Here is a 26,936-nt window from a genome sequence, read left to right on the forward strand (position 1 = left end):
GGCCCCGTGCCCGACTCGACACCTTCGACCACCTCCCGGAGCGCCGAGCACTCCGTGCGCGCCGACCTGACGCGCTCCCTCGCGACCCAGGAGGGTCCCTACTTCGGAGAGTTCGGAGGTCGCTTCGTCCCCGAGGCGCTCATCGCCGCGCTCGACGAGCTCGAGACCGAGTACCGCAAGGCGCTCGACGACCCCGCGTTCGTGAACGAGCTCGCGCGCCTCCAGCGCGAGTACACGGGGCGCCCGAGCCCGCTCACCGAGGTGCCGCGCTTCGCGCAGCACGCCGGAGGCTCGCGCGTGTTCCTCAAGCGCGAGGACCTCAACCACACCGGGTCGCACAAGATCAACAACGTGCTCGGCCAGGCGCTGCTGGTCAAGCGCATGGGCAAGACGCGCGTGATCGCGGAGACCGGGGCGGGCCAGCACGGCGTCGCGACGGCGACGGCCGCGGCCCTGCTAGACCTCGAGTGCGTCGTGTACATGGGCGAGGAGGACACGCGGCGCCAGGCGCTCAACGTGGCCCGCATGCGCCTGCTCGGCGCGGAGGTCGTCCCGGTCACCATCGGCCAGCGCACGCTCAAGGACGCCATCAACGAGGCGCTGCGTGACTGGGTCGCCAACGTCGACACGACCCACTACCTCCTGGGCACGGTGACCGGCCCGCACCCCTTCCCCGAGATGGTGCGCGAGTTCCACCGCGTCATCGGCGAGGAGGCGCGCACGCAGATCCTCGACCGCATCGGGCGCCTGCCGGACGCGCTCGCCGCGTGCGTCGGCGGCGGGTCGAACGCGCTCGGCCTCTTCAACGCGTTCCTCGACGACGAGGGCGTCGAGCTCTACGGGTTCGAGGCCGGGGGCGAGGGCGTGGAGACCGGTCGGCACGCGGCCCGTTTCAGCGGCGGCGCCCCGGGAGTGCTGCACGGTGCGCGCTCGTACCTGCTCCAGGACGACGACGGGCAGACGCTCCCGAGCCACTCCGTCTCCGCGGGCCTGGACTACCCGAGCGTCGGCCCGGCGCACTCGTGGCTGCACGACCTCGGGCGTGCGACCTACCAGCCCGTCACCGACTCCGAGGCGATGGACGCGTTCCGGCTGCTGTGCCGCACGGAGGGCATCATCCCCGCGATCGAGTCGGCGCACGCGCTCGCCGGCGCCCTGCGGATCGGCCGCGAGGCCGCCGCCGCGGGCCGCACCGACCACGTGATCCTGGTGAACCTCTCCGGGCGCGGGGACAAGGACGTCGCGACCGCCGCCCGGTGGTTCGACCTCGTGGACGACGACGCGATCGCCGAGACGGCGACGGGCACGGAGGGACAGCTGTGAGCGCGGCGCAGACGAAGGACGCCCCGGAGACGTCGTCCGCAGGGACGGCGTCGGCCACGGCACGACGCCTGCTCGAGCTCCGCGCCGAGGGACGCGCCGGGCTCGTGGGCTACCTGCCCGTCGGTTTCCCGACCGTGGACCGCTCGGTCGAGGCAGCGCTCGCGCTCGTCGAGTCGGGCGTGGACGTGCTCGAGCTCGGCATCCCGTACACCGACCCGGTGATGGACGGGCCGGTCATCCAGGCCGCGGCCCAGACCGCGCTCGACGCGGGCGTGCGCGTCGCGGACGTGTTCCGCGTCGTCGCCGCCGTGACGGAGCGCACGGGCGGCCGCGTCCCCGTGCTCGTCATGACCTACTGGAACCCGGTCCTGCGCTACGGCGTCGACGCGTTCGCGCGCGACCTCGCCGCCGCCGGGGGCGCGGGGCTCATCACACCCGACCTCATCCCCGACGAGGGGCGCGCGTGGCTGGACGCCTCGGAGGCGCACGGGCTGGACCGCGTCTTCCTCGTCGCGCCGAGCTCGACGGCCGAGCGGCTGCAGCTCACCGCCCGTGCGTCGCGCGGGTTCGTCTACGCCGCCTCGACGATGGGCGTCACCGGCGTGCGCGCGGCGGTGGGGCCGCAGGCGGCCCGTCTCGTCGCCGACACGCGGACCGCAGGCGCGGACCTCGTGTGCGTCGGCCTGGGAGTGTCCACGGGCGATCAGGCCGCCGAGGTCGGTCGCTACGCCGACGGCGTCATCGTCGGCTCCGCGTTCGTGCGCCCCCTGCTGGGCGACGCCCCGTGGGACGAGCGGATCGCCGCTCTGAAGGTCGTCGCGGCGGGGCTCGCCGCGGGCGTCCGCGCGGGTCGGGAAGGGGCCGGCGACGACGTCCCGGCCGGCACGGCGACGTCCGGAGAGGTGGTCGCATGAGCGCCGCACTTGCCGTCGGGCAGCTCGTGGAGGCCGCGGGCGCACTGCCCGCCGCGATCCCGAGCCCCCCGCAGCACACGTGGTACCTCGGTCCGTTCCCGATCCGCGCGTACGCGCTCGCGATCCTCGCGGGCATCGCCGTCGCCCTGTGGCTCACCCGGCGGCGCTGGGTCGCGCGCGGGGGTGAGGCGGACGACGTCCTGGAGATCGCCTTCTGGGCCGTCCCGTTCGGCATCGTCGGCGGGCGGCTCTACCACGTCTTCTCGACGCCGGACCCGTACTGGGGGCCGGACGGGAACCCCGTCCGTGCGCTCTACGTGTGGGAGGGCGGCCTCGGCATCTGGGGCGCGGTCGCGCTCGGTGCCGTGGGCGCCTACATCGGCTGCCGACGGCAGCGCGTGAGCTTCCCTGCCTTCGCCGACGCCCTCGCGCCGGGGCTGCTGCTCGCCCAGGCCGTGGGACGGCTCGGCAACTGGTTCAACCAGGAGCTCTTCGGCGGGCCCACGACGCTGCCCTGGGGGCTGCGCGTCGACGACTCCGTGGCCGCCGCGGCGGGCTATCCGCCGGGCACCTTGTTCCACCCGACGTTCCTGTACGAGATGGTCTGGAACATCGGTGCTGCCCTGCTCCTGATCTACCTGGACCGTCGGTTCCGGCTGGGTCATGGTCGGGTATTCTGGCTCTACGTCTTCGTCTACACGCTCGGTCGTGTGTGGATCGAGATGCTGCGCATCGACGAGGCAGAGCTCGTCCTCGGCCTCCGGCTGAACGTCTGGACCTCGATCCTGGTCGGCGTCGGTGCGTTGATTGCGTTTATCGTTGTCGGGCGTCGCCACCCCGGGCGCGAGGAGACGGTGTCCCTCGACGCTCCGGACGAGGCGCCCACCACGGGGCCCGAGGAGCCGGTCGAGGAGTCGACCGACGACGAGGACCCCTCGACGACCGAGGACTCCGACGACGCGGAGGAGTCCGAGCAGGCAGATGCTGCGCGACCAGACCCCGGTCGCTGAGCATCCGTCATTCATAGGCGAATCCGCCGGGCGACCGCCCGGTGGGTTCTGTCATGTCCATAGGGCCGACGACGTCCCGAACCCCCCAGCTGGAACCAGCCCGGCCGTCTCGGTCGGGCGCCTGTGAGGACGGTGTTGATGACCACGCCGCAGTATCGGGACGCGCACCGGGCACCCGCCCTGTCCGCCCCTCCCACGGCATCCGGTCTCTACGACCCCGCCGCCGAGCACGACGCGTGCGGCGTCGCCTTCGTGGCGACGCTCCGCGGCACGCCCGGACGCGACATCGTTGACGCGGGCCTGACGGCCCTGCTCAACCTCGACCACCGCGGTGCCGTCGGCGCCGAGGAGAACAGCGGCGACGGCGCCGGGATCCTCACGCAGATCCCGGACGCGTTCGTGCGCGACGTGGTCGACGCGGAGCTCCCGCCCGCCGGGCACTACGCCATCGGCATGGCGTTCCTGCCGCAGGACGCCGACGCGGCCGCCGCGGCGACCCGTGGCGTCGAGGCCATCGCGGCGGAGGAGAAGCTCGAGGTCCTCGCGTGGCGCGACGTGCCCGTCACGGCGGACCTCGTGGGGCCGAGCGCGCGCGCGTCGATGCCGCTCTTCCGGCACGTCGTGGTCGCCGACCCGTCGCGCGAGCTGTCCGGCGTCGAGCTGGACCGCCGCACCTATCGCCTGCGCAAGCGCGCGGAGAACGAGCTCGGACTGTTCTTCGCCTCGCTCTCGGCGCGCACCCTCACGTACAAGGGCATGCTGACGACGGCTCAGCTCGAGCCGTTCTTCCCAGACCTGTCCGACCCGCGGTACGCGAGCGAGATCGCTCTCGTGCACTCGCGGTTCTCGACCAACACGTTCCCGTCCTGGCCGCTCGCGCAGCCGTTCCGCATGATCGCGCACAACGGCGAGATCAACACGGTGCGGGGCAACCGGAACTGGATGGCGGCGCGCGAGGGCACCCTCGCCAGCGACGCCGTCGGCGACCTCGCCCCGCTGCTGCCCGTCTGCTCGGAGGGGTCGAGCGACTCGGCCAGCTTCGACGAGGTGCTCGAGCTGCTGCACCTGTCGGGCCGCTCGCTGCCGCACGCGGTGCTCATGATGATCCCGGAGGCGTGGGAGAACCACGCCGACATGGACCCGGACCTCCGTGCGTTCTACGAGTACCACTCGACGCTCATGGAACCGTGGGACGGGCCGGCGTGCCTCAACTTCACGGACGGCACGCTCATCGGCGCGGTCCTCGACCGCAACGGTCTGCGCCCGGGGCGCTACTGGGTGACCGAGGACGGCCTCGTCGTGCTCGCGAGCGAGGCGGGCGTGCTCGACCTCGACCCCGCGACGATCGTCCGCAAGGGTCGTCTCGAGCCGGGCCGCATGTTCCTCGTGGACACCGGCCAGGGCCGGATCATCGAGGACGAGGAGATCAAGTCCCAGCTCGCCGCGCAGCGCCCCTACGCGCAGTGGGTCGCGGAGAACGCGGTCTACCTCGACCAGCTCCCCGAGCGCGAGCACGTCGCGCACAGCCCTGCGTCCGTCGAGCGCCGCCAGCGCGCCTTCGGGTACACGCAGGAGGAGCTCAAGGTCATCCTCACCCCGATGGCGAACACGGGGGCGGAGCCGCTGGGCGCGATGGGCACGGACACGCCCATCGCCGTCCTGGCGAAGCGCCCGCGCCTGCTGTTCGACTACTTCACGCAGATGTTCGCGCAGGTCACGAACCCGCCGCTCGACGCGATCCGCGAGGAGCTCGTCACGTCCATCGGCGGTGCGATCGGCCCCGAGCCGAACCTCCTCGTCGACACGCCCGAGCACGCGCGCAAGCTCATGCTGCCGTTCCCCGTGCTCGACAACGACCAGCTCGCCAAGATCATCCGCGTCGACAAGGACCCGAAGCTCGCCGGCATCTTCCGTGCCGTGACGATCAAGGGCCTGTACCGCGTCGCGGGTGGCGGCGAGTCGCTGCTCACCCGGCTCGAGGAGATCTTCGCCGAGGTCGACGCGCACGTCGCCGCCGGCGCGAGCTTCATCGTGCTCTCGGACCGCGACTCGGACGCCGAGCACGCCCCGATCCCGTCGCTGCTCCTGTCGAGCGCGGTGCACCACCACCTGCTGCGCCGCCACACGCGGACCCAGGTGTCGCTCGTCGTCGAGGCCGGCGACGTGCGCGAGGTGCACCACGTCGCGCTCCTCATCGGCTATGGCGCGGCCGCGGTCAACCCGTACCTCGCCATGGAGACCGTCGAGGACCTCGCGCGCCGCGGCTACCTCGCCGTCGAGCCCGCGAAGGCCGTCGCGAACCTCATCAAGGGGCTCGGCAAGGGCGTGCTCAAGGTCATGAGCAAGATGGGCATCTCGACCATCTCCTCGTACCGGGGCGCGCAGGTGTTCGAGGCCGTCGGCCTCTCGCACGACCTGGTCCAGGCCTTCTTCAGCGGCACGACGTCCCGACTCAGCGGGATCGGGCTCGACGTCGTCGCGGCCGAGGTCGCGGCGCGGCACGTCGACGCCTACCCGACGTCGGGCAACCACCGCCCGCACGTGCGTCTCACGACGGGCGGCGAGTACCAGTGGCGCCGCGACAGCGAGGAGCACCTGTTCGACCCGGAGACGGTGTTCCGCCTCCAGCACGCGACGCGCGAGCGCCGCTTCGACATCTTCCGCGAGTACACCCACCGCGTGGACGAGCAGTCCTCGCGGCTCATGACGCTGCGCGGTCTGCTCGAGCTGCGCGAGGGCGAGCGCCCCGCGCTCCCGCTCGACGAGGTCGAGCCGGTCAGCGAGATCGTGAAGCGGTTCAACACGGGCGCCATGTCCTACGGGTCGATCTCCGCGGAGGCTCACGAGACCCTCGCGGTCGCGATGAACCGCCTCGGCGGCCGGTCGAACACCGGCGAGGGCGGCGAGGACCCGGAGCGCCTGTACGACCCGGAGCGGCGCTCCAAGGTCAAGCAGATCGCGTCGGGCCGGTTCGGCGTCACGAGCGAGTACCTGACCAACGCGGACGACATCCAGATCAAGCTCGCCCAGGGCGCCAAGCCCGGCGAGGGCGGGCAGCTCCCGGGGCACAAGGTGTACCCGTGGGTCGCGAAGACCCGGCACTCGACGCCGGGCGTCGGGCTCATCTCGCCGCCGCCGCACCACGACATCTACTCGATCGAGGACCTCGCGCAGCTCATCCACGACGCGAAGAACGCGAACCCGGCGGCGCGCATCCACGTCAAGCTCGTCTCCGAGTTCGGCGTCGGGACCGTCGCGACGGGCGTGTCCAAGGCGCACGCGGACGTCGTCCTCATCTCCGGCCACGACGGCGGCACGGGCGCGAGCCCGCTGACGTCGCTCAAGCACGCGGGCACGCCCTGGGAGATCGGCCTCGCCGAGACCCAGCAGACGCTCGTGCTGAACAACCTGCGCGACCGCATCGTCGTCCAGGTCGACGGCCAGATGAAGACCGGCCGTGACGTCGTCGTGGCGGCGCTGCTCGGGGCCGAGGAGTTCGGCTTCGCGACCGCCCCCATGGTCGTGTCGGGCTGCGTGATGATGCGCGTGTGCCACCTGGACACGTGCCCCGTGGGCGTCGCCACGCAGAACCCCGAGCTGCGCGCCCGCTTCACGGGCAAGCCGGAGTTCGTCGTGAACTTCTTCGAGTTCATCGCCGAGGAGGTGCGCGAGTACCTGGCGCGCCTCGGCTTCCGGACCATCGAGGAGGCGATCGGGCACGTCGAGTACCTCGACACGCGCAAGGCCGTCGACCACTGGAAGGCGCAGGGGCTCGACCTCGGGCCGATCCTGGAGCAGCCGGTGCCCGTCGAGGGTGCGTCGCTGCGCAACACCACGACGCAGGACCACGGTCTCGACAAGGCGCTCGACAACCAGCTCGTCGCCCTGGCGCAGGACGCGCTCGAGCGGCGCGAGCCGGTGCGGATCTCGCTGTCGGTGCGCAACGTCAACCGGACCGTCGGGACGATGCTCGGTCACGAGGTGACGAAGCGCTTCCGTGGCGAGGGCCTGCCCGACGACACGATCGACGTGACCCTCACGGGGTCCGCCGGTCAGTCGCTCGGCGCGTTCCTCCCGCGCGGCGTGACGCTGCGCCTGTTCGGCGACGCCAACGACTACGTCGGCAAGGGCCTGTCGGGCGGTCGGATCGTCGTCCGCCCGGACCGCAACGCGGTCCTCACCGGGTCGAGCAACGTCGTGGCGGGCAACGTCATCGGCTACGGCGCGACGTCGGGGGAGATCTTCCTGCGCGGTCGCGTGGGCGAGCGCTTCGGCGTGCGCAACTCGGGCGCGACGCTCGTCGTCGAGGGAGTGGGCGACCACGGCTGCGAGTACATGACGGGCGGCACGGTGCTCGTGCTCGGCCCGACGGGCCGCAACTTCGGCGCCGGCATGTCCGGCGGCACCGCGTACGTGCTCGACCTGCGCGAGGCCGCCGTGAACACGAGCGCGCTCGCGACGGGCGAGCTGGGCCTGAGCCCGCTCGAGGACGCCGAGGTGGCGCTCGTCGAGCAGCTCGTGCGCCGTCACCACGAGGAGACCGGGTCGCCGCTCGCGGCCGAGCTGCTCGAGGACTTCTCCGCGGCCGTCCAGCGCTTCACGCGCGTGCTGCCGACCGACTTCGCCCGCATGCGCTCGGCGCTCGAGAAGGCCGAGTCGGCCGGTCTCGACCCCGCGGCGCCGGGCGTGTGGGACCAGATCTTGGAGGTGGCCCGTGGCTGACCCCCGCGGATTCCTGAAGGTGCGGGAGCGCGAGCTCCCGCCGAACCGTCCGGTCGCCGTGCGCCTGCGGGACTGGAAGGACGTGCACGCGCACCTCGAGGAGGGCCAGGTCTTCCTCAAGGAGCAGGCGGGTCGCTGCATGGACTGCGGCATCCCCTTCTGCCACCAGGGCTGCCCCCTCGGCAACCTCATCCCCGAGTGGAACGACCTCGTCTACCGGGACCAGTGGGCCGACGCGATCGACCGCCTGCACGAGACCAACAACTTCCCCGAGTTCACCGGTCGCGTGTGCCCGGCACCGTGCGAGTCGAGCTGCGTGCTCGGCATCAACCAGCCGGCCGTGACGATCAAGAACGTCGAGGTCTCGATCATCGACGAGGCGTTCGCCCGCGGTCTGGTGACGCCGCAGGTGCCGCAGCGCCTCACGGGCTCGACCGTCGCCGTCGTGGGTTCCGGTCCCGCCGGGCTCGCCGCGGCACAGCAGCTCACGCGTGCGGGTCACACGGTCGCCGTGTACGAGCGGGACGACGCGATCGGCGGCCTGCTGCGGTACGGCATCCCGGACTTCAAGCTCGAGAAGCTGCACATCGACCGCCGCGTCGCGCAGATGGAGGCCGAGGGCACGCGGTTCCGCCCCGGCGTCGAGATCGGCGTCGACATCACGTGGGACGACCTGCGTGCGCGGTTCGACGCCGTCGTGGTCGCGACGGGCGCGACCGTGCCGCGAGACCTGTCGATCCCGGGCCGCGAGCTCGGCGGCATCCACTTCGCCATGGACTTCCTGCACCAGGCGAACGCCGTCGTGGCCGGGCGCGAGGTCCCCGACCAGATCCGGGCCGACGGCAAGCACGTCATCGTCATCGGCGGTGGCGACACCGGGTCGGACTGCCTCGGCACCTCGCTGCGCCAGGGCGCGGTGAGCGTGACGACGCTCGCGATCGGCAAGCAGCCGCCGCTCGAGCGCTCGGCGCGCCAGCCCTGGCCGACCGACCCGATCCTGTTCGAGGTGTCCACGTCCCACGAGGAGGGCGGTGAGCGCGAGTACCTCGCGTCGACCGTCGAGTTCCTCGGGGACGAGAACGGGGCCGTGCGTGCGCTGCGCGTCGCGGAGACCGAGTACCTGCCCGACGGCCGCCGCGTGCCCAAGGAGGGCACCGAGCGAGAGATCCCCGCGGACCTCGTGCTCGTCGCGATGGGCTTCACCGGGCCGGAGACGGCGACCCTCACGACCCAGTCCGGCGCGGACCTCACGGGCCGCGGCCTCGTGGCGCGCGGCGACGACTTCGCGTCGTCGCTGCCGGGGGTCTTCGTGGCCGGCGACGCGGGTCGTGGGCAGTCGTTGATCGTGTGGGCGATCGCCGAGGGTCGGGCGGCGGCGGCTTCCGTCGACGCCTACCTTCAGGGAGGGACCGAGCTGCCCGCGCCTGTGCGCGCGAACACCGTGTCCTTGCGCGCTTGACGTGCACCCCGACGTCGGGTGTCCGGCGCCGGGACGATGAGCGGGGCATCCTAGGGAGGGGCACCCCGCGACGACCGGCTCCCGGCCGGTCGGAAGACTAGAGGCTGGAGATATGCGCAGAGCAAAGATCGTCTGCACCATCGGACCTGCGACCGAGTCGAAGGAGCAGCTCCGCGCGCTCGTCGACGCCGGGATGGACGTGGCGCGGATCAACCGCAGCCACGGCAGCGCCGAGGAGCACGCGGCCGTCTACCGCGGCGTGCGCGAGGCCGCCGCCGAGTCGGGCCGGTCCGTCGCGGTGCTCGTCGACCTCCAGGGGCCGAAGATCCGTCTGGGCCGCTTCGGCGGCGACGAGAAGCACTGGCTCGAGGAGGGTGACACCTTCACGATCACGACCGAGGACGTCGTCGGCACCAAGGAGCTCGTCTCCACGACGCACAAGGGCCTGCCCGGCGACGCGCGCGTCGGCGACCCGATCCTCATCGACGACGGCAAGGTGCTCGTCCGCGTCACCGCCGTCGAGGGCCCCCGCGTCGTCACGCGCGTCGAGGTCGCCGGCCCGGTGTCGAACAACAAGGGCCTGAACCTCCCGGGCGTCGCGGTCTCCGTGCCGGCGCTGTCCGAGAAGGACCAGGACGACCTGCGCTGGGCGCTCCGTCTCGGCGCGGACATCATCGCGCTGTCCTTCGTGCGGTCCGCGAAGGACTTCGAGGACGTCAAGCGGATCATGGACGAGGAGGGCCGCACGGTCCCCGTCGTCGCCAAGATCGAGAAGCCGCAGGCCGTCGACAACCTCGCCGAGATCGTCGACGCGTTCGACGGCGTCATGGTCGCGCGCGGCGACCTCGCGGTCGAGCTCCCGCTGGAGCAGGTCCCGCTCGTCCAGAAGCGCATCGTCGAGCTCGCGCGTCGCAACGCGAAGCCCGTCATCGTCGCGACCCAGGTGCTCGAGTCCATGACGAACTCGCCGCGCCCGACGCGCGCCGAGGCGTCCGACTGCGCCAACGCCGTCCTCGACGGCGCCGACGCGGTCATGCTCTCGGGCGAGACCAGCGTGGGCGAGTACCCGATCCTCACGGTCGAGACCATGGCCCGCATCATCGAGGCCACGGAAGAGGCGGGCCGCGAGCGCATCGCGCCGCTCGGCTCGACCCCGCACACGCGTGGTGGCGCCATCACGCGCGCCGCGGCGGAGATCGGCGAGATCCTCGGCGCGAAGTACCTCGCGACGTTCACCCAGTCGGGCGACTCGGCGCGCCGCATGTCGCGCCTGCGCTCGTCGATCCCGCTGCTCGCCTTCACGCCGCGCGAGCACGTGCGCAACGTCCTGTCGCTCTCGTGGGGCACCCAGACGTACCAGGTGCCCGAGGTGGAGAACACCGACGCGATGGTGGGCCAGGTCGACACGACCCTCCAGGCCAACGGCCTCGCCGAGGTCGGCGACCTCGTGGTCGTCGTCTCCGGCGCCCCCGTGGGCCAGCCGGGCACGACGAACTCGATCCTCGTGCACAAGATCGGCGACCACTCCGACCTGCGGAAGTGACGCCGCCGCGCCCCTGACGGCGCGGTCCGTGTGACGCCCGACGGCGGCGCCCCCTCTCGCAGGGAGCGCCGCCGTCGTCGTTCCCGGTCGGGGTGGCAGTCGGTCGCTTCGCCTCCGCTCTCCCGCGCCGTCACCTCGAGCGCGTCGCCGGGCAGGGAATACGGACGACACCGAGCTCGTGGTGGCCCTAGCCTCGCGGGATGCGTGCCGTGCCGGACTCCCTGGACCCTGCGGTCGTGCGTCGGGTCGACGCGCGGCTGGACCGCGTCGTGCGCGACGAGCGGGTCGCGATCCCGCTCGCGGTGGAGAGTGGGAGCCGTGCGTGGGGGTTCCCGTCGCCGGACTCGGACTACGACTGCCGGTTCGTCCACGTGCGGTCCCAGGCGGACTACCTGGACCCGTGGCCGCGGCGCGACGTGGTCGAGACGCCGCTCGACGCGGTGCTGGACGTGAACGGGTGGGACCTGCTCAAGGCCGTGCGGCTGCTCGTCCGGGGCAACGCGACGCTGCTGGAGTGGCTGCGGTCGCCGATCGTGTACCGCGCGGACGTCGCCTTCCGGTCCGACCTGCTCGCTCTCGCGGAGCGCGTCGTCGTCGACCGCGACGCGCTGCGCAGGCACTACCTCCACGTCGCGATCGGTCAGCGGGACCGGTGGTGGTCGGACCGCGAGGTGCCGCTCAAGAAGGTCTTCTACGCCGTGCGCCCCGCCGCGACGCTGCGGTGGTTGCGCGTCCGACCGGATGCCGCGGTGCCGCCGATGGACCTTGCCACCCTGCTCGTGGAGGGTGAGGCGCCGGACGACGTGACGCGCGCGGCGGCGGACCTCGTCGCGCTCAAGGCCGTCTCGCGCGAGATGGGCGCGGGTGCGGTGCCGGAGCCGCTCGTGCGGTTCGTGACCGACGAGCTCGCCCTCGCGTCCGCGGCAGGCGACCAGCACGACGGCGACCGTGCGGCCGCACGAGCGGTTGCCGCCGCGTCCTTCCGGGACCTCGTCGCGCGGTACGGCCCGCCGGACGCCGTCCCTCCGGCTGGGTCCGGCGCTCTCAGGCCCGCACCGGCCGCAGGCCGCTGACCCACCGCGGGGCGGTGGGCGACGTCGCGAGGCGGGCGAGCATCGCGTCGAGCACGGCGGCCCGGTCGAACTGCAGCGCGTACTCCCGGGCCGCCTGGGCCCTGGCGTGCCGCGCGTCGGCGTCGAGGGCGAGGGCGTCGTCGAGCGCGGCGGCGATCGACGCGGGGGAGCGCGTCGGGACGATCGTCGCGTGCGGTCCGACGGCCTCGCCGATGCCGCCCGTGTCCGTGGTGACGACGGGCCCGCCGCCCGCGAGCATCGCCTCGGCGAGCGCGATGCCGAACGTCTCGACGAACTCGGGACGTGGCTTGCTGGGCAGGACGAACGCGGCGCTGCCCGCCATGAGGTGCGGCTTGGTGGCGTCGTCGACGTCGTCGAGGAACACGATCCGGTCGGCGGCGCCGCTCGCGGTGGCGCGCGCACGCAGGTCGGCCTCCGCCGGCCCGCGTCCGGCGACGACGAGGTGCGCGCCCGCTGCCCGGGCCGACAGCGCGAAGCCGTCGATGAGGTCGTCGACGCCCTTCGCCGCCGCGAGCCGGGAGAGGAAGAGCACGTACGGGCGGTCGGCGATGCCGCGGTGCGCGAGCACGCCGCGCGTGACGGTGGCGTCGAGGTCGGTGTACGCGCTCGTGTCGATGGCGGGGTAGGAGATCTGCACGCGCTCGGCGCACTGCTCCGCGAAGAACGTCCCGTGCCGGTCGTCGATCCCCTGGGCGCAGGCCACGACCAGGTCGCGCGTGTACCGGGAGACGGCGACGCACAGGTCGCTCGCCAGGTACCCGGACAGGACGTGCGCTGCGGCGCCGAAGCGTCCCTCCTCGACGCACGAGCGCACCACGTTCGTCACGTCGGAACCGACCGCCTCGGCGATCGTGGCGACCTCGACGGGCAGGCCCGTGCTGCGGGCGACGCGCACGGCGTCGGACACGGCGGTCGTGTGCGGGCTGAGGTAGAGGGAGAGGCAGACGGTGGGGACGCCGTCGGTGAAGAGCTCGACGAGGCGACCCGTGAGCCCGGCGAGGTACCGGCCGTCGGGCACCTTGTAGTCGCCGACGGGTTCGGGACGCTCGACCGTGATGCCCGCGCTGTACGGCAGGACGGAGCCGAGCGGCTTGAGGGGCAGCCCGGCGGCCTCGAGGCGCTCGACGGGCCAGGTGACGATCCGCACCTCGGTGAAGCCGCGGTGCAGGGCGGCCTCGGCGAGGTTGCGGGCCTCGCCGGAGTGGCCGCAGATCACGGGGTCGGCGCGCACCACGACGACGAGGCGGCGGGCGGGCGTCTGGCGCAGGGTGGTGGTCATGACGTCTCCGGGGTCTGGTCGGGAGCGTGGGGCGTCGTGCTTCCGTCGGGGTACGACGGCGGTCGGTGCTCGGGTGCGGTGCCCCAGCCGGTGGGGTGGGGCCCGAGCTCGAGGAGGAGCCGGCCGCTGCGACGCACACGCGTCGCGGGGAGCCAGGTGCTGTGGAGCGGCTGGCCGTCGAGCCATGCGGCGCGTACGTGCTGCGGTGGCGTGCGCGGGCCGGGCTCGACGAAGCCGGTGGTCTCGACCGTCAGGGTCCCGCCGGGGACGTGGAGGCGGGACTCGGCGAACGACGGCGTGCCGACGAGGAAGATCCCCTGCCCGGCGACGGGGAACAGGCCGAGCGACGCCCAGACGTACCACGAGCTCAGCGCGCCCGAGTCGTCGTTGCCCGGGAGACCTCCCGGGCCGGTGCCGAAGCGCTGGTGGACCGCGGCGTGCACGACCTCCGCCGTCCGGTCCGGTCGGCCGGCGTAGTGGTAGGCCCACGGGGCTTCCATGTCGGGCTCGTTGTTGAGCCCTTCGAACCGGTTCAGCGCGTACCCGGCGGCCATCTCCGCGGCGTCGGGCCGCACGCCGGGCTGGGTGACGGGTGGGGCGCCGAACCCGAAGAACCGGTCGAGGAGCGCGACGAACGCCTCGTCGCCGCCGGACAGCGCGATCCGCGCCGCCATGTCGTGCACGAGCCGGAAGGAGTAGTTCCAGCGTCCGCCCTCGTAGAAGGTCGAGTCGCGCAGGAGCCCGGTCGCGGGGTCGAAGGCGTTGACCCACCCCTGGGCATGCTGCGCGAGCTCGTCGGCGAGCGCGTGGTCTCCGACGCGCCGAGCGACGGACGCGGTGCACCAGTAGCCGAACGCGAGGTCGAGCGTGTGGCTGACCGGGTGGGCGACACCGTGGAGGAGGTAGTCCTCGCCGTAGGTGCGGCGCAGGTCGTTGTGCAGGTGCACGAGCGCCCAGTCCCAGTCGAGGCTGGGGACGTCGAGGGCGCACAGGTCGGCGAGGAACGTGTGCGCGAGCGCGCTGGCCTGGCGCGAGAAGCGGTCGGCTCCGCGCGCCATCCGGTACCCGATCGGGAAGTTCCCCTCCTCCTCGCAGATGTGCAGGAGCGCGGTGGCGAGCTCGACGGCGCGGTCCGGCCAGAACGCCGTGAGCAGGGGGAGCTGGGTCCGGTAGATGTCCCACATGGTCGACACGTCGAACGCGAAAGGGGTGTCGCCGGGCCAGAACGGGCTCTCGTCCGGGGCGAGGCACGGCTTGAGCAGCGCGTGGTACAGCGCCGTCGCGAAGACCGTGCGGCGCGCCGGGTCGGGGCACTCGACCTCGATCCGGTCGAGGCGCTGCGCCCACGTCGTCGCGGTGCCCTCGTGCCGGGCGCCGAAGGCCGCGGGGCCGGGGCCGCAGTCCGCACGGAGGTTCGCGCGCGCCTGCTCCGGCCCGCGCAGCGAGAAGCCGAGCCGGACCTCGACGACCTGACCGGCCGTCGTCGGGCCCGCCCAGAGGAGGCCGAAGGGGCGCAGCGTCGTCGGTCGGATGTCCGCGAAGTCGAGGCGGGTGCTGCCGGGCATGAGCCGCCGGTCGTACCAGAGCATCTGCCGCCAGGGGTGTGCGTCGCACTCGAGGTGGACGGCGAGCGGCGCACCCTCCACGACGATCTCGCCGGCGGCGGTCCCCGGCCCGAGCGTCGCGAGGTGGGCGCGGAGCGGGACGGTCGCACCGTGCGGGATCGCCAGGCCGCCGAGCGAGAGGTCGACGACGAGGCGCGCGTCGGGGTGCGCGGGGAACGTGTAGCGGTGGACGGCGCTCTTGGGCCCGACCGTGACCTCGCACCGGACCCCGTTGCCGAGCGTGGCGGCGTAGTACCCGGGGGAGGCCTCCTCGTCGACCAGGTCCCAGTGCCGCCCGAGCGCGTCGAGCGGCTCGAGCATCGGCGTGACCCGCACGTAGTTGTAGTACTTGCGGATCGCGCCCGTGCCGGACTGCTGGAAGTGGGTGATCCCCGAGGCGACCGGGCGGTCGAAGAGCGTCTCCGGAACCCCCTCCGTGCCGAAGTCGTACCGGCCGTACCCCGTCGGGTACGCACCCGAGTAGGCGCACGCGGAGACCATGCCGAGCGGGTACGCCGCCCCGGGGTGGGTGTTGCCGACGAGAGGCTTCGGGGACCACCACGTCGCGGCGAGACCCGTCGGTGCCGGAAGGTCGGTCGCACCCGTGCCGACGAACGGGTCCACGTGCTCGAGCACGGCCCACCTCCCACCCGGGCACGAGGACGTGTGCCCTGCTCCGGACGGTAGGAGGAGGGTGTGTCGGTGGTGTTACCGGCGGCTTCCCACGGCGTGACGGAACAGGAAGGTCCGGATGGAGGCACCAGCCGCCGACGGCGAGATGGTGGAGGTGCCCCGGGTGGGATTCGAACCCACACTGGATCGGGTTTGAGCCGAACGCCTCTGCCGGTTGGGCTACCGGGGCGGTGCGCCTCGGGTCGGCTCCGCCGGGTCCGCTGCGCGTGCACCATCGAACCACACGGGTGCGCCTTCACGAGAATCACACTCCTCCGAGGGCGAAACGCGGGGGCGGCAGGGGGTGCGGCGCACTACAGTGAACCCCGTGAGTGACCAGACAGCGCAGCCCGAGGACAAGCAGCCGCTCGACCTGCCCCCGATGATCGAGCCCGAGCCCGCCGCGACCCCCGCCCCGTCGGGCCGTCCCGCACGCCGCGCGATCGTCGCCGAGGACGAGGCCCTGATCCGTCTCGACGTGGTCGAGACGCTGCGCGACGCCGGGTTCGACGTCGTCGGCGAGGCCGGCGACGGCGCCACGGCGGTGAAACTGGCGCTCGAGCTCAAGCCCGACGTCGTCGTCATGGACGTGAAGATGCCCGAGCTCGACGGCATCTCCGCGGCCGAGCAGATCGGCAAGGCGCACGCCGCACCCGTCGTCCTGCTCACGGCGTTCTCGCAGGCGGAGCTCGTCGAGCGGGCGCGCGACGCGGGGGCCATGGCCTACGTCGTCAAGCCGTTCACGCCGGCGGACCTGCTGCCTGCGGTCGAGATCGCGATCTCGCGCTACTCGCAGATCACGGCGCTCGAGTCCGAGGTCGCCGACCTGGCGGAGCGTTTCGAGACGCGCAAGCGCGTGGACCGGGCCAAGGGTCTGCTCATGACCAAGATGGGCCTGTCGGAGCCGGAGTCGTTCCGCTGGATCCAGAAGACCTCGATGGACCGCCGCCTCACCATGCGCGAGGTCGCGGACGCCGTCATCGAGCAGGTCGGCGGCGCCTGATCGAGCCCGCCTCGCCCGAGGCGTCCGCTCGCGGGGTCCTGAGCAGGACCTTTGTCAGGGCGCTCCGGGCGGGCTATCGTCTTGGACTGGCGTCCAGTAGTTCCGGGGCGGTGAACACGGTCGCCACGTAGTCTCAGTCGACGGCCGACGGCGCCGTCCGAGCGACGTGGACCATCTCACGCCCCACGTCCCTCGGTGCCGCCGGTCCCACGGTGCGAACGAGGAGGAGCGCGGTGCGCCCAGCAGTGGAGGTCAGGCCTGCGGTCGGTGACGACCTGCCCGGTGTCGCGTCGCTGTGCGTCGAGGCCCGGCACGAGTCCGCGTCGGGCGCCCAGTTCTGCGCCCCGGACGAGGACCGCCTCGTCCGGCACCTCTCCGTCCTGCTGACGATCCCGGGCGGCCACGTCCTCGTCGCGCTCCTCGAGGGGCGCCCCGTCGGGTTCGTCCTCGCCCGGTCGCTCGACCCGCACCTCTTCGCGGACGAGCCGAGCCTGTACGTCGAGGCGATCTACGTCGGGAGCGAGGCCCGGCGCCGCGGCGTGGGCCACGCCCTCCTCAGCGCGACGGCGGAGCTCGCCGCCTCCTCGGGCGCGACGCACGTCTACTCCGTCCCCATCCCCGGTTCCCGCGGGGTGCAGCGCTTCCTCGCCCGTCTCGGTTTCGGGCCCGTCGCCGGGCACCGCGTCGTCCAGACGGCGGTGCTCCAGCGCCGACTGGCCACCGACCTCGCGCCGTCCCGCAAGGGGACCCGGTCGCTCGAGGACCTCATCGCCCGCCGCCGTCGTGCGCGGACCGAGACTATGTCCGGGCCGGTCGACCTGCGAGAGTTCCAGGCCGAGTACCGGCGCCGCACCGGTGTCGTGACGCCGGTCGAGGAACGCGAGACGCTGCCCGGCTGAGCCGGCGTCCGCCTCGCGGGCCCGACCCGTCCGTCCGGCCCACGAGGTGGCGGTCAGCCCAGGTCGAGGATCATGCACGTGAGCCGGGCGGTGCACACGCGCCGGCCCTCGTCGTCGGAGACCACGATCTCGTAGCTCGCCGTCGTGCGGCCGCGGTGCACCGGGACGGCCTCGCCGTGCACCCAGCCCTCGCGCGCCCCCCGGTGGTGCGTCGCGTTGACCTCGATCCCGACGGCCGCGCGCCCGGGGCCCCCGTGGAGCTGGGCGGCGATGGAGCCGAGCGTCTCGGCGAGCACCACCGACGCGCCCCCGTGCAGCAGCCCGGCGGGCTGGGTGTTCCCCGCGACGGGCATGCGGGCGGTGACCCGGTCGGCGCTCACGTCCTCCAGCTCGATGCCCATGCGCTCGATCAGCGTGCCCGCGGTGCGCAGGCCCATGGCCTCGTAGGCGTGGCGCGGGGCCCCGGGGGACCCCGTCTCGGCGGGCGCGGGCGCGGTGGGGTCGGTGGTCCGGTCGGGGCCGTGCGTGTCGGTCATGGACTGTAGGTTGGCACCCGTGACGACCTCCGCGCGACCTCGCCTCCTGCTCATCGACGGACACTCCATGGCCTACCGCGCGTTCTTCGCGCTCCCGGCGGAGAACTTCTCGACGACCACGGGGCAGCACACGAACGCGGTGTACGGGTTCACGTCGATGCTCATCAACCTCCTGCGGGACGAGGAGCCGACGCACGTCGCCGTCGCGTTCGACGCGGGCCGCCAGTCGTTCCGCACCGAGATCCTGCCGACCTACAAGGGCACGCGCGAGTCCACCCCCGAGCCCTTCCGCGGCCAGGTCCCGCTCATCAAGGAGATCCTCGAGACGCTGCACATCCCGACGCTCGAGCGCGAGGGCTACGAGGCGGACGACATCTTCGCGACCCTCGCGACCCAGGGCGCGGACGCCGGGATGGAGGTCCTCGTCTGCTCGGGCGACCGGGACTCCTTCCAGCTCATCGGCGAGGACGTCACCGTGCTGTACCCGAAGAAGGGCGTCTCCGAGCTCGCGCGCATGGACGGCGCGGCCGTCGTCGAGAAGTACGGAGTCCCGCCCGAGCGGTACAGCGACCTGGCAGCGCTCGTGGGGGAGACCTCGGACAACCTGCCGGGCATCCCCGGCGTCGGCCCCAAGACGGCCGCGAAGTGGATCACGGCCTACGGCGACCTCGACGGCCTGCTCGAGCACGCGGACGAGATCAAGGGCAAGGCGGGGGAGAACCTGCGCGCGCACCTCGACCAGGTACGCCTCAACCGGCGGCTCAACGCGCTCCTGCGCGACCTCGAGCTCCCGGTCGGCCCGGACGACCTCGCGACGCGCCCGTGGGACCGCGAGGCCGCGCACCGCGTCCTCGACGCGCTCGAGTTCCGCGCCCTGCGCGACCGGCTCTTCGCGATCGCGCCCGAGGGCGAGGTCGAGACGGAGGCGGGGTTCGACGTCGAGCTCGCCGACGTCCTGCCCGGCGGCCTCGGCGCCTGGCTGGCGGAGCACGGCGGTCGGATCGGGGTCGAGGTGGCGGGCAAGGCGGTTCCGGGCGGCGGGGACGCCTGGGGTCTCGCTCTGTCCGACGATGCCGGGGCGGCCGTCGCTCTCGAGCTCGCCGACGTCGCGGGCGCCGACGACGAGGCGCTCGCCGCGTGGCTCGCGGACCCGGGGCGGCCGAAGGTCGTGCACGGCGCGAAGTCCGCCTGGCACGAGCTCGCGGCGCGCGGCTACGACCTCGCGGGCGTGACCTTCGACACCGAGCTCGCCGCCTACCTGTGCCATCCCGACCAGCGCGGCTACGACCTCGGCGACCTCGTCGTGCGCCACCTGCACCGCGAGCTGCGCTCGGACACGGAGTCCGGCAACGACGCGCAGGGCGCCCTTGACCTCTCGCTCGACGGCAACGGCGAGCAGGAGCGCGACGCGGTACGCGCGCTCGCCGTCGCCCAGCTCGGCGACGTGCTCGCGGGGGAACTCGAGGACCGCGGCGCCACGACGCTCCTCACCGATCTCGAGCTCCCGCTCTCCCAGGTGCTCTCGCGCATGGAGCAGCGCGGCATCGCGGCGGACGTCGAGTACCTGCGCGAGCTCGAGCAGCACTTCGGCGACCTCGTCGCGACGGCCGCGGCCGAGGCGTACGCGGTGATCGGGCGGGAGGTGAACCTGGGCTCGCCCAAGCAGCTCCAGGAAGTCCTGTTCGACCAGCTCGGCATGCCCAAGACGAAGAAGATCAAGACGGGCTACACGACCGACGCGTCGGCGCTCGCGGACCTCTTCGTCAAGACCCAGCACCCGTTCCTCGAGCACCTGCTCGCACACCGCGACGCGTCGCGCCTGCGCCAGACGGTCGAGGGCCTGCTCAAGTCCGTCGCGGACGACGGGCGGATCCACACGACGTTCCAGCAGACGATCGCGGCGACGGGCCGGCTCAGCTCGACCGACCCGAACCTGCAGAACATCCCGATCCGCACCGAGGCGGGCCGGCGCATCCGGCGCGCGTTCGTCGTGGGTGAGGGCTACGAGACGCTCATGACCGCCGACTACAGCCAGATCGAGATGCGCATCATGGCGCACCTGTCGGGCGACGAGGGGCTCATCGAGGCGTTCCGCTCGGGCGAGGACCTGCACTCCTACGTCGGCTCACGGGTCTTCGAGGTGCCGGCGGACGCGGTCACGCCCGCGATGCGGTCGAAGATCAAGGCGATGTCCTACGGGCTGGCGTACGGGCTCTCGGCCTTCGGGCTCTCCCAGCAGCTCACCATCGAGGTGGGCGAGGCGCAGAAGCTCATGGACGACTACTTCGAGCGCTTCGGCGGCGTCCGCGACTACCTGACGGGCGTCGTCGACGAGGCGCGCGCGACCGGCTACACCGCGACCATCCTCGGGCGCCGCCGGTACCTGCCCGACCTCACGAGCGACAACCGGCAGCGCCGCCAGATGGCGGAGCGCATGGCCCTCAACGCGCCCATCCAGGGGAGCGCGGCCGACATCATCAAGGTCGCCATGCTCAACGTCCAGCGCGCGATCGACGAGCGCGGGCTGCGCTCGCGGCTCCTCCTCCAGGTGCACGACGAGCTCGTGGTCGAGGTCGCGCCGGGCGAGCGCGACACCGTCGAGGAGGTGCTGCGCACGCAGATGGGTGCGGCGGCGGACCTCGACGTGCCCCTCGACGTCTCGGTCGGTGTCGGTGCGACGTGGCACGAGGCGGGCCACTGACCGGCCGTCAGCCCGGGAGGCGCGTACGGAAGATCGCCGTCCCGGGCAGGTAGGCGCCGCGCACCGGCCCCCACCCGCCCCACACCTCGGCGTTGTCGGCAGGCCACTCCGGCTCGACGACGTCGCGTACCTCCAGCCCGGCGGCGACCACCTCGCGCACGTGGTCGCCCAGCGTGCGGTGGTACTCCGCGTAGACGACGCGACCGGCGTCGTCCGTCTCGACGTAGGGCCGACGGTCGAAGTAGGAGCGGTTCGCGGTGAGCCCGTGCTCGCTCGGGTCGTCGGGGAAGGCCCAGCGCGTGGGGTGCGTGACGGAGAACGTCCACGTGCCGCCCGGCCGCAGGACCCGCGCGACCTCGCGGTGCACCGCGTCGGCGTCGGGGACGAACGGGAGCGCGCCGAACGACGTGAACGCGACGTCGAAGGTGTCGTCGGCGAAGGGCAGCCGGCGCGCGTCCGCCTGAACGACGGGCACCCGGATCCCCGTCGCCCGGTCGAGCGCCGCGCCCGCGGCGAGCATCCCCCGGGAGACGTCCGTGGCGACCGCCCGGGCGCCCTGCGCGACGAGCCAGCGCGAGCACTGCGCGGCCCCGGCGCCGACCTCGAGCACGCGACGGCCTGCCACGTCCCCGAGCAGCCGGGCGTCGCGCTCCCGCAGGCCCTCGGGGCACCAGCAGAAGTCCGCCGCGCCGAGGAACGCCCCGTGCTCGTCGAGGTACTCGGCGGCGTTCGCGTCCCACCACCCGCGCCCGGCCCGACCGCCCTCGGCGTCGGGCACGTCCCGGTAGCCGGCGTCCGCCGTCGGCCCGGGCGCGCCGACGTCGTCCGGGGCCGGAACCTGTGGTGGCACGAGGGGAGGGGGCGCGCTCATGCCGCCATTCTCCCGGGCGCGAGGCTCTACGGGGTGCTGTCCCGCGCCGCACGGCCCGGACCCGCGGGACCTTGGTCGTCGGCGTGCCCGCGGGCCGGGACGCGCCGTGACCTGCGTCGCACGGTTGACTAGGGTGGACGGTGACGCGGTGCCGCGGAGGTCGGCACCTCCGTCGACGCCGGGCACGCGCGCGAGGCCGCGCGACGCGACGACGAGACGGAGGAACAGGTGCGCATCGGACTTCTCACCGGCGGAGGCGACTGCCCCGGCCTGAACGCGGCGATCCGGGCCGTGGTCAAGCAGGGGACGGGGGAGTACGGGCACACCATCATCGGCTTCCGCAACGGGTGGCGCGGTGTGGTCGACGGCGACGTGCACCCGCTCGGGCGCCAGGACATCCGCAACGTGCTGCCGGTCGGCGGGACGCTGCTGGGCACGGCCCGGTTCCACCCGCGCGAGGAGGACGGCAGCATGGATGCCGTGCTCGCGACGGTCGAGGCGGAGCACCTCGACGCGCTCATCTGCATCGGGGGTGACGGCACGCTCCACGCCGCGAGCCGCGTCGCCGAGGCGGGCGTCAAGATCGTCGCGATCCCCAAGACGATCGACAACGACGTCGAGGGCACGGACCTGTCCATCGGGTTCCACACCGCGGTGAACATCGCGACCGAGGCCCTCGACCGCGTGCACACGACGGCGGAGAGCCACAACCGCGTGATGGTCGTCGAGGTCATGGGTCGTCACGCCGGGTGGATCGCGGTCAACTCGGGCATCGCGGGCGGTGCCGAGGTCGTCCTCGCTCCCGAGGAGCCCTTCGACATCGACCAGCTGGTGAAGTTCCTGCGGCACCGGCACCGGGCGCACGCGAACTTCTCGATCGTCGTCGTCGCGGAGGGCGCCGTCCCGCGCGAGGGTTCGTCGATGGAGTTCACGCAGCAGCTCGGCCGGTTCGGCGAGATCGTCGCGGGGTCGATCGGCGAGCGCGTCAGCGCGGAGATCGCGGAGCGGACCGGGTTCGACACGCGGCTCACGGTGCTCGGGCACGTGCAGCGCGGCGGGGAGCCGACGCCCACCGACCGCATCCTCGGCAGCCGGTTCGGTGTCGCGGCCGTCGACGCGGTGAGCGCGGGGACGTCGGGCGTGATGACGGCGCTGCGGGGCGAGCGCGTCGAGCTCGTGCCGCTGGCGGAGGTCGCGGGCCGACCGAAGCGTGTCCCGGAGGAGCTGCTGCGCGTCGCGCGCGTGCTCGCGTGACGCGCCACGGCCGACGGGTGCGGGGCGGAGGAGGCTGGTGGACGCGCCCCCTGTCGCGTTGACCACCGGGGTGACACCCCGATAAGGTGGACGGCGGTGCGTTGCGCCTGCCTTCGTCCCGGACCCTGACGCCAACCATGACGTCGCCCGGTCCACGGTCCAGCGGCAGCGACGCGCCGAGAACCCTACCCGCTCGACTACACCTGTCCGCATCGGAGCATCGAACTCAATGACCATCTCTACCCCCGCGAAGTCCGCACCCCAGGTTGCCGTCAACGACATCGGCACCGAGGAGGACTTCCTCGCCGCCGTTGACGCGACCATCAAGTACTTCAACGACGGCGACATCGTCGAAGGCACGATCGTCAAGGTGGACCGCGACGAGGTCCTCCTCGACATCGGCTACAAGACCGAGGGCGTCATCCCCTCCCGCGAGCTGTCCATCAAGCACGACGTGGACCCCGGTGAGGTCGTCAACGTCGGCGACGCGGTCGAGGCCCTCGTCCTCCAGAAGGAGGACAAGGAAGGCCGTCTGATCCTGTCCAAGAAGCGCGCCCAGTACGAGCGCGCCTGGGGCACGATCGAGAAGATCAAGGAGGAGGACGGCGTCGTCACCGGCACCGTCATCGAGGTCGTCAAGGGTGGTCTCATCCTCGACATCGGCCTCCGTGGCTTCCTCCCGGCCTCCCTCGTGGAGATGCGTCGTGTCCGCGACCTCCAGCCGTACGTCGGCAAGGAGATCGAGGCGAAGATCATCGAGCTCGACAAGAACCGCAACAACGTCGTCCTCTCGCGCCGTGCGTGGCTCGAGCAGACGCAGTCCGAGGTCCGCTCCACCTTCCTGCAGACGCTGCAGAAGGGCCAGGTGCGCCCCGGTGTCGTCTCCTCGATCGTCAACTTCGGTGCGTTCGTGGACCTCGGCGGCGTCGACGGCCTCGTGCACGTCTCCGAGCTGTCCTGGAAGCACATCGACCACCCGTCCGAGGTCGTCGAGGTCGGCCAGGAGGTCACGGTCGAGGTCCTGGACGTCGACTTCGACCGCGAGCGCGTCTCACTGTCGCTGAAGGCGACGCAGGAGGACCCGTGGCAGACGTTCGCCCGGACCCACGCGATCGGTCAGGTCGTGCCGGGCAAGGTCACCAAGCTCGTCCCGTTCGGCGCGTTCGTGCGCGTCGAGGACGGCATCGAGGGCCTCGTGCACATCTCGGAGCTGGCCGTGCGCCACGTCGAGCTGCCGGAGCAGGTCGTCAACGTCGGTGACGAGGTCTTCGTCAAGGTCATCGACATCGACCTCGAGCGTCGCCGCATCTCGCTCTCGCTCAAGCAGGCCAACGAGGGCGTGGACCCGGAGTCGGACGACTTCGACCCCGCGCTCTACGGCATGGCCGCCGAGTACGACGAGCAGGGGAACTACAAGTACCCCGAGGGCTTCGACCCGGAGACCAACGAGTGGCTCGAGGGCTTCGAGACGCAGCGCGAGGCGTGGGAGGCGGAGTACGCCAAGGCCCACGAGCGCTGGGAGGCGCACCGCAAGCAGGTCGCCGAGGCCGTCAAGGCCGACTTCGACGCCGCGTCGGGCGACTCGGGCTCCTCGAGCTCGTCGTCGTCCTCGAGCAGCACGTCCTACTCGTCGGCCCCGGCCGCCGAGGCGACGGGCACGCTCGCGTCGGACGAGGCGCTCGCCGCGCTCCGCGAGAAGCTCACCGGCAACTGATCTCCTGACGACGTCCGCCGTCCCGGCGGACCCGTCGAAGGTCGCGCGAAGGCCCGCCACCCCCTCGGGGTGGCGGGCCTTCGCCATCCCCGCCATCCGTAGACACCGCCGAACAGGTGGTCCTGGTTCGTCAGCGCTCGCGGACGAACCAGGACCACCTGCTCGGCGAACCAGGATCGCCTGCTCGGCGGGCCGAGGGGAAGGCGGTCCGGCGGTCAGCTTGTGGCGGCGGTCGCCGGGGCGGCCGTCGCCGGAGCCGGGGTCTTGGCCGGGTCGGTGGTCGACGGCTGGGACGAGTCGGCGAACTGCGTCCGGTAGAGCTCGGCGTACCGGCCGTCGCGGGCGAGCAGCTCGGTGTGCGTGCCCGTCTCGACGACGCGGCCGGCGTCGAGCACGACGATGAGGTCCGCCTCGCGGACCGTCGAGAGCCGGTGTGCGATCACGAGGGATGTGCGCCCGCGCAGAGCCTCGGCGAGGGCCGCCTGGACGGCGGCCTCGGAGCCGGAGTCGAGGTGCGCCGTCGCCTCGTCGAGGACGACGAGCTGCGGCGCCTTGAGGAAGACGCGCGCGATGGCGAGACGCTGGCGCTCCCCGCCGGACATCCGGTAGCCGCGGTCGCCGACGACCGTGTCCATCCCCGACGGCAGCGCAGCGACGACGTCCCACACGTGCGCGCGCCGCAGCGCGGCCTCGAGCTCGGCGTCGGTCGCGTCCGGCCTGGCGTACCGGAGGTTCTCCGCGATCGAGTCGTGGAAGAGGTGGGCCTCCTGCGTGACCACGCCGACGGCGTCGTGCAGGCTCCCTTGCGTGACGTCGCGCAGGTCGCGACCGGCGATCCGCACGTGGCCCGCGCTCGGGTCGTACATGCGCGTGACGAGCTGGGAGACCGTCGTCTTGCCGGCGCCTGACGAACCGACGAGCGCGACCATCGCCCCGGCGGGAACGGAGAACGAGACGTCGTGCAGCGTGTCGGTGGTGGGGTCCGCCCCCTCGACCGCGACCGACTCGAGCGAGGCGAGGGAGACCTCGGAGGCGCTCGGGTAGCGGAACGTCACGCCGTCGAGCTCGAGGCTCGCGCCCTCACGATCGACGGCCTCGGTGAGGTCGTCGGCGTCGGGCGCGTCGGTGACGGTGGGCTCGAGGTCGAGCACCTCGAGCACGCGCTCGAAGCTCACGAGCGCGGTCATGACGTCGACCTGGACGTTGGACATGGCCGTCAGCGGGCCGTAGAGGCGCCCGAGGTAGGCGGTGAGCGCGACGACGGTACCGACCGTGAGCGAGCCCGAGATCGCCATGACGCCGCCGAGGCCGTAGACGATCGCGACCGCGACGGAGGCGACGACCGTGAGACCGACCCGGAAGACCGTGCCGTACATGGCCTGCTTCACGCCGATGTCGCGGACGCGGCGGGCCTGGGCGGCGAACCGGGAGGACTCGCGGGCCGGGTCGCCGAAGACCTTGACGAGGTGGGCGCCCGCGACGTTGAACCGCTCGTTCATGGTCTGCGCTGCCTCGGCGTTGAGCTCGTAGCTCTCGCGCGTGATCGCAGCGAGGCGCTTGCCGACCCAGCGGGCCGGGAGCACGAACGCGGGCAGCAGGGTGAGGGCGAGCAGCGTGAGCTGCCAGGACATGGAGAGCATCGCGGCGAGGACGAACACGACGGTGAGGAGGTTCGAGAAGACGTTCGAGAGCGTCGACGTGAACGCCTGCTGCGCGCCGAGGACGTCGCCGTTGAGGCGCTGGACGAGCGCGCCGGTCCGGGTGCGGCTGAAGAACGCGAGCGGCATCCGCTGGACGTGGTCGAAGACGGCGGTGCGCAGGTCGACGATGAGTCCCTCGCCGATGCGCGAGGAGAACCAGCGTTGGGCGACGCCGAGTGCGCCGGAGAGCACAGCGAGCCCGGCGGCGACGAGCGACAAGCCGACGACGACGCCGGCATCGCCGGCGGTGATGCCGTCGTCGATGATCCGCTGGAAGAGCAGGGGCGTGACGGCGCCCGCGGCGGCGTCGATCGAGATGAGCACGAGGAAGGCCGCGAGCTGGCGCCGGTACGGCCGGGCGAAGGTGAGGACGCGCCGGATCGTGCCGCGGTGCAGCCGACGGGACGCGACGGAGGAGTCCTGGCGGAACGAGCGCATGCCGCGCCCGCCGCCGGCGCCGGGGAGTGGTGACGTGAATGACATGGGGCCTCCTGGGTGGGGGAGGGGTGCGTCGTCCGTCGGCGGGCTGGGGGCGTCGACGGGCGCGGTCTCGTGGACCGCTCGCACTCAAAACGATAGTGAGCCTACCTCACTATGAGTTCATATCACAAGTCGGAGTGCTCCCGGGTACGCTCGGC

17 protein-coding genes and 1 tRNA gene are annotated in these 26,936 nt (G+C 72.6%); 12 read left to right on the plus strand and 6 right to left on the minus strand.

What is annotated here, in order from left to right:
• Positions 1–54: 54 nt before the first annotated feature.
• The 7 genes from trpB (at position 55) to FIC82_RS11215 (ending at position 12,044) form a co-directional block, all read left to right on the plus strand.
• Positions 55–1,323, plus strand: coding sequence for a tryptophan synthase subunit beta (gene trpB, locus FIC82_RS11185; RefSeq protein ID WP_418884356.1), 1,269 nt, complete (start codon positions 55–57; stop codon positions 1,321–1,323).
• Positions 1,320–2,237: a tryptophan synthase subunit alpha gene (gene trpA / locus FIC82_RS11190; RefSeq protein WP_168731762.1), complete on the plus strand. Its 918-nt coding sequence runs from the start codon at positions 1,320–1,322 to the stop codon at positions 2,235–2,237. The genes trpB and trpA overlap by 4 nt, the downstream gene beginning before the upstream one ends.
• Positions 2,234–3,247: a prolipoprotein diacylglyceryl transferase gene (gene lgt / locus FIC82_RS11195; RefSeq protein ID WP_154798597.1), complete on the plus strand. Its 1,014-nt coding sequence runs from the start codon at positions 2,234–2,236 to the stop codon at positions 3,245–3,247. The genes trpA and lgt overlap by 4 nt, the downstream gene beginning before the upstream one ends.
• 138 nt (positions 3,248–3,385) lie before the next feature.
• Positions 3,386–7,969, plus strand: coding sequence for a glutamate synthase large subunit (gltB, locus tag FIC82_RS11200; RefSeq protein WP_154798598.1), 4,584 nt, complete (start codon positions 3,386–3,388; stop codon positions 7,967–7,969).
• Positions 7,962–9,428, plus strand: coding sequence for a glutamate synthase subunit beta (locus FIC82_RS11205; RefSeq protein WP_168731763.1), 1,467 nt, complete (start codon positions 7,962–7,964; stop codon positions 9,426–9,428). The genes gltB and FIC82_RS11205 overlap by 8 nt, the downstream gene beginning before the upstream one ends.
• Before the next feature lie 112 nt (positions 9,429–9,540).
• On the plus strand, positions 9,541–10,971 hold the full coding sequence (gene pyk / locus FIC82_RS11210) for a pyruvate kinase (RefSeq protein WP_154798599.1): 1,431 nt from the start codon (positions 9,541–9,543) through the stop codon (positions 10,969–10,971).
• A gap of 200 nt (positions 10,972–11,171) precedes the next feature.
• Positions 11,172–12,044: a nucleotidyltransferase domain-containing protein gene (locus FIC82_RS11215; RefSeq protein WP_154798600.1), complete on the plus strand. Its 873-nt coding sequence runs from the start codon at positions 11,172–11,174 to the stop codon at positions 12,042–12,044.
• Here the strand turns inward: FIC82_RS11215 and FIC82_RS11220 are convergent.
• The 3 genes from FIC82_RS11220 to FIC82_RS11230 all read right to left on the minus strand — a co-directional run bounded on the left by FIC82_RS11220 (position 12,016) and on the right by FIC82_RS11230 (position 15,810).
• The gene (locus tag FIC82_RS11220) at positions 12,016–13,344 is read right to left on the minus strand and encodes a glycosyltransferase (protein ID WP_154798601.1); all 1,329 of its coding nucleotides are present in this window, start codon (positions 13,342–13,344) and stop codon (positions 12,016–12,018) included. The genes FIC82_RS11215 and FIC82_RS11220 overlap by 29 nt on opposite strands.
• A complete protein-coding gene (locus tag FIC82_RS11225; protein WP_168731764.1) occupies positions 13,341–15,584 on the minus strand; it encodes a glycoside hydrolase domain-containing protein in 2,244 nt (747 codons plus the stop codon). Before FIC82_RS11225 ends, FIC82_RS11220 begins: the two co-directional genes overlap by 4 nt.
• 152 nt (positions 15,585–15,736) lie before the next feature.
• Positions 15,737–15,810, minus strand: a tRNA-Leu gene (locus FIC82_RS11230).
• Positions 15,811–16,002: 192 nt separating this feature from the next.
• On the opposite strand from FIC82_RS11230, the gene FIC82_RS11235 reads away from it, so the two are divergent.
• Both FIC82_RS11235 and FIC82_RS11240 read left to right on the plus strand, forming a co-directional pair.
• Positions 16,003–16,623: an ANTAR domain-containing response regulator gene (locus FIC82_RS11235; protein WP_154800145.1), complete on the plus strand. Its 621-nt coding sequence runs from the start codon at positions 16,003–16,005 to the stop codon at positions 16,621–16,623.
• A gap of 233 nt (positions 16,624–16,856) precedes the next feature.
• Entirely contained in the window at positions 16,857–17,522 is a 666-nt protein-coding gene (locus tag FIC82_RS11240; protein ID WP_154798602.1) for a GNAT family N-acetyltransferase, read from the plus strand.
• Between the two features lie 53 nt (positions 17,523–17,575).
• Here FIC82_RS11240 and FIC82_RS11245 read toward each other — a convergent pair whose 3' ends face one another.
• The gene (locus FIC82_RS11245) at positions 17,576–17,959 is read right to left on the minus strand and encodes a hotdog fold thioesterase (RefSeq protein WP_154800146.1); all 384 of its coding nucleotides are present in this window, start codon (positions 17,957–17,959) and stop codon (positions 17,576–17,578) included.
• Positions 17,960–18,056: 97 nt separating this feature from the next.
• Between FIC82_RS11245 and polA the strand changes: the two genes are divergently transcribed.
• Positions 18,057–20,759: a DNA polymerase I gene (polA, locus tag FIC82_RS11250; RefSeq protein ID WP_154798603.1), complete on the plus strand. Its 2,703-nt coding sequence runs from the start codon at positions 18,057–18,059 to the stop codon at positions 20,757–20,759.
• Between the two features lie 7 nt (positions 20,760–20,766).
• On the opposite strand, the gene FIC82_RS11255 is transcribed toward polA, so the two are convergent.
• A complete protein-coding gene (locus FIC82_RS11255; protein WP_154798604.1) occupies positions 20,767–21,630 on the minus strand; it encodes a class I SAM-dependent methyltransferase in 864 nt (287 codons plus the stop codon).
• A gap of 228 nt (positions 21,631–21,858) precedes the next feature.
• Between FIC82_RS11255 and FIC82_RS11260 the strand changes: the two genes are divergently transcribed.
• Positions 21,859–22,884, plus strand: coding sequence for a 6-phosphofructokinase (locus FIC82_RS11260; RefSeq protein WP_168731766.1), 1,026 nt, complete (start codon positions 21,859–21,861; stop codon positions 22,882–22,884).
• A gap of 229 nt (positions 22,885–23,113) precedes the next feature.
• Positions 23,114–24,598, plus strand: coding sequence for a 30S ribosomal protein S1 (gene rpsA, locus FIC82_RS11265; protein ID WP_047232834.1), 1,485 nt, complete (start codon positions 23,114–23,116; stop codon positions 24,596–24,598).
• A 215-nt stretch (positions 24,599–24,813) separates the two neighbouring features.
• Here the strand turns inward: rpsA and FIC82_RS11270 are convergent, their stop codons facing one another.
• Positions 24,814–26,781 carry an ABC transporter ATP-binding protein gene (locus FIC82_RS11270; RefSeq protein WP_154798605.1) on the minus strand — a complete coding sequence of 656 codons (1,968 nt, stop codon included), beginning with the start codon at positions 26,779–26,781 and terminating at the stop codon, positions 24,814–24,816.
• Positions 26,782–26,936 lie beyond the last annotated feature (155 nt).

It is taken from the genome of Cellulosimicrobium protaetiae, assembly GCF_009708005.2.
Taxonomy (GTDB): Bacteria; Actinomycetota; Actinomycetes; order Actinomycetales; family Cellulomonadaceae; genus Cellulosimicrobium; species Cellulosimicrobium protaetiae.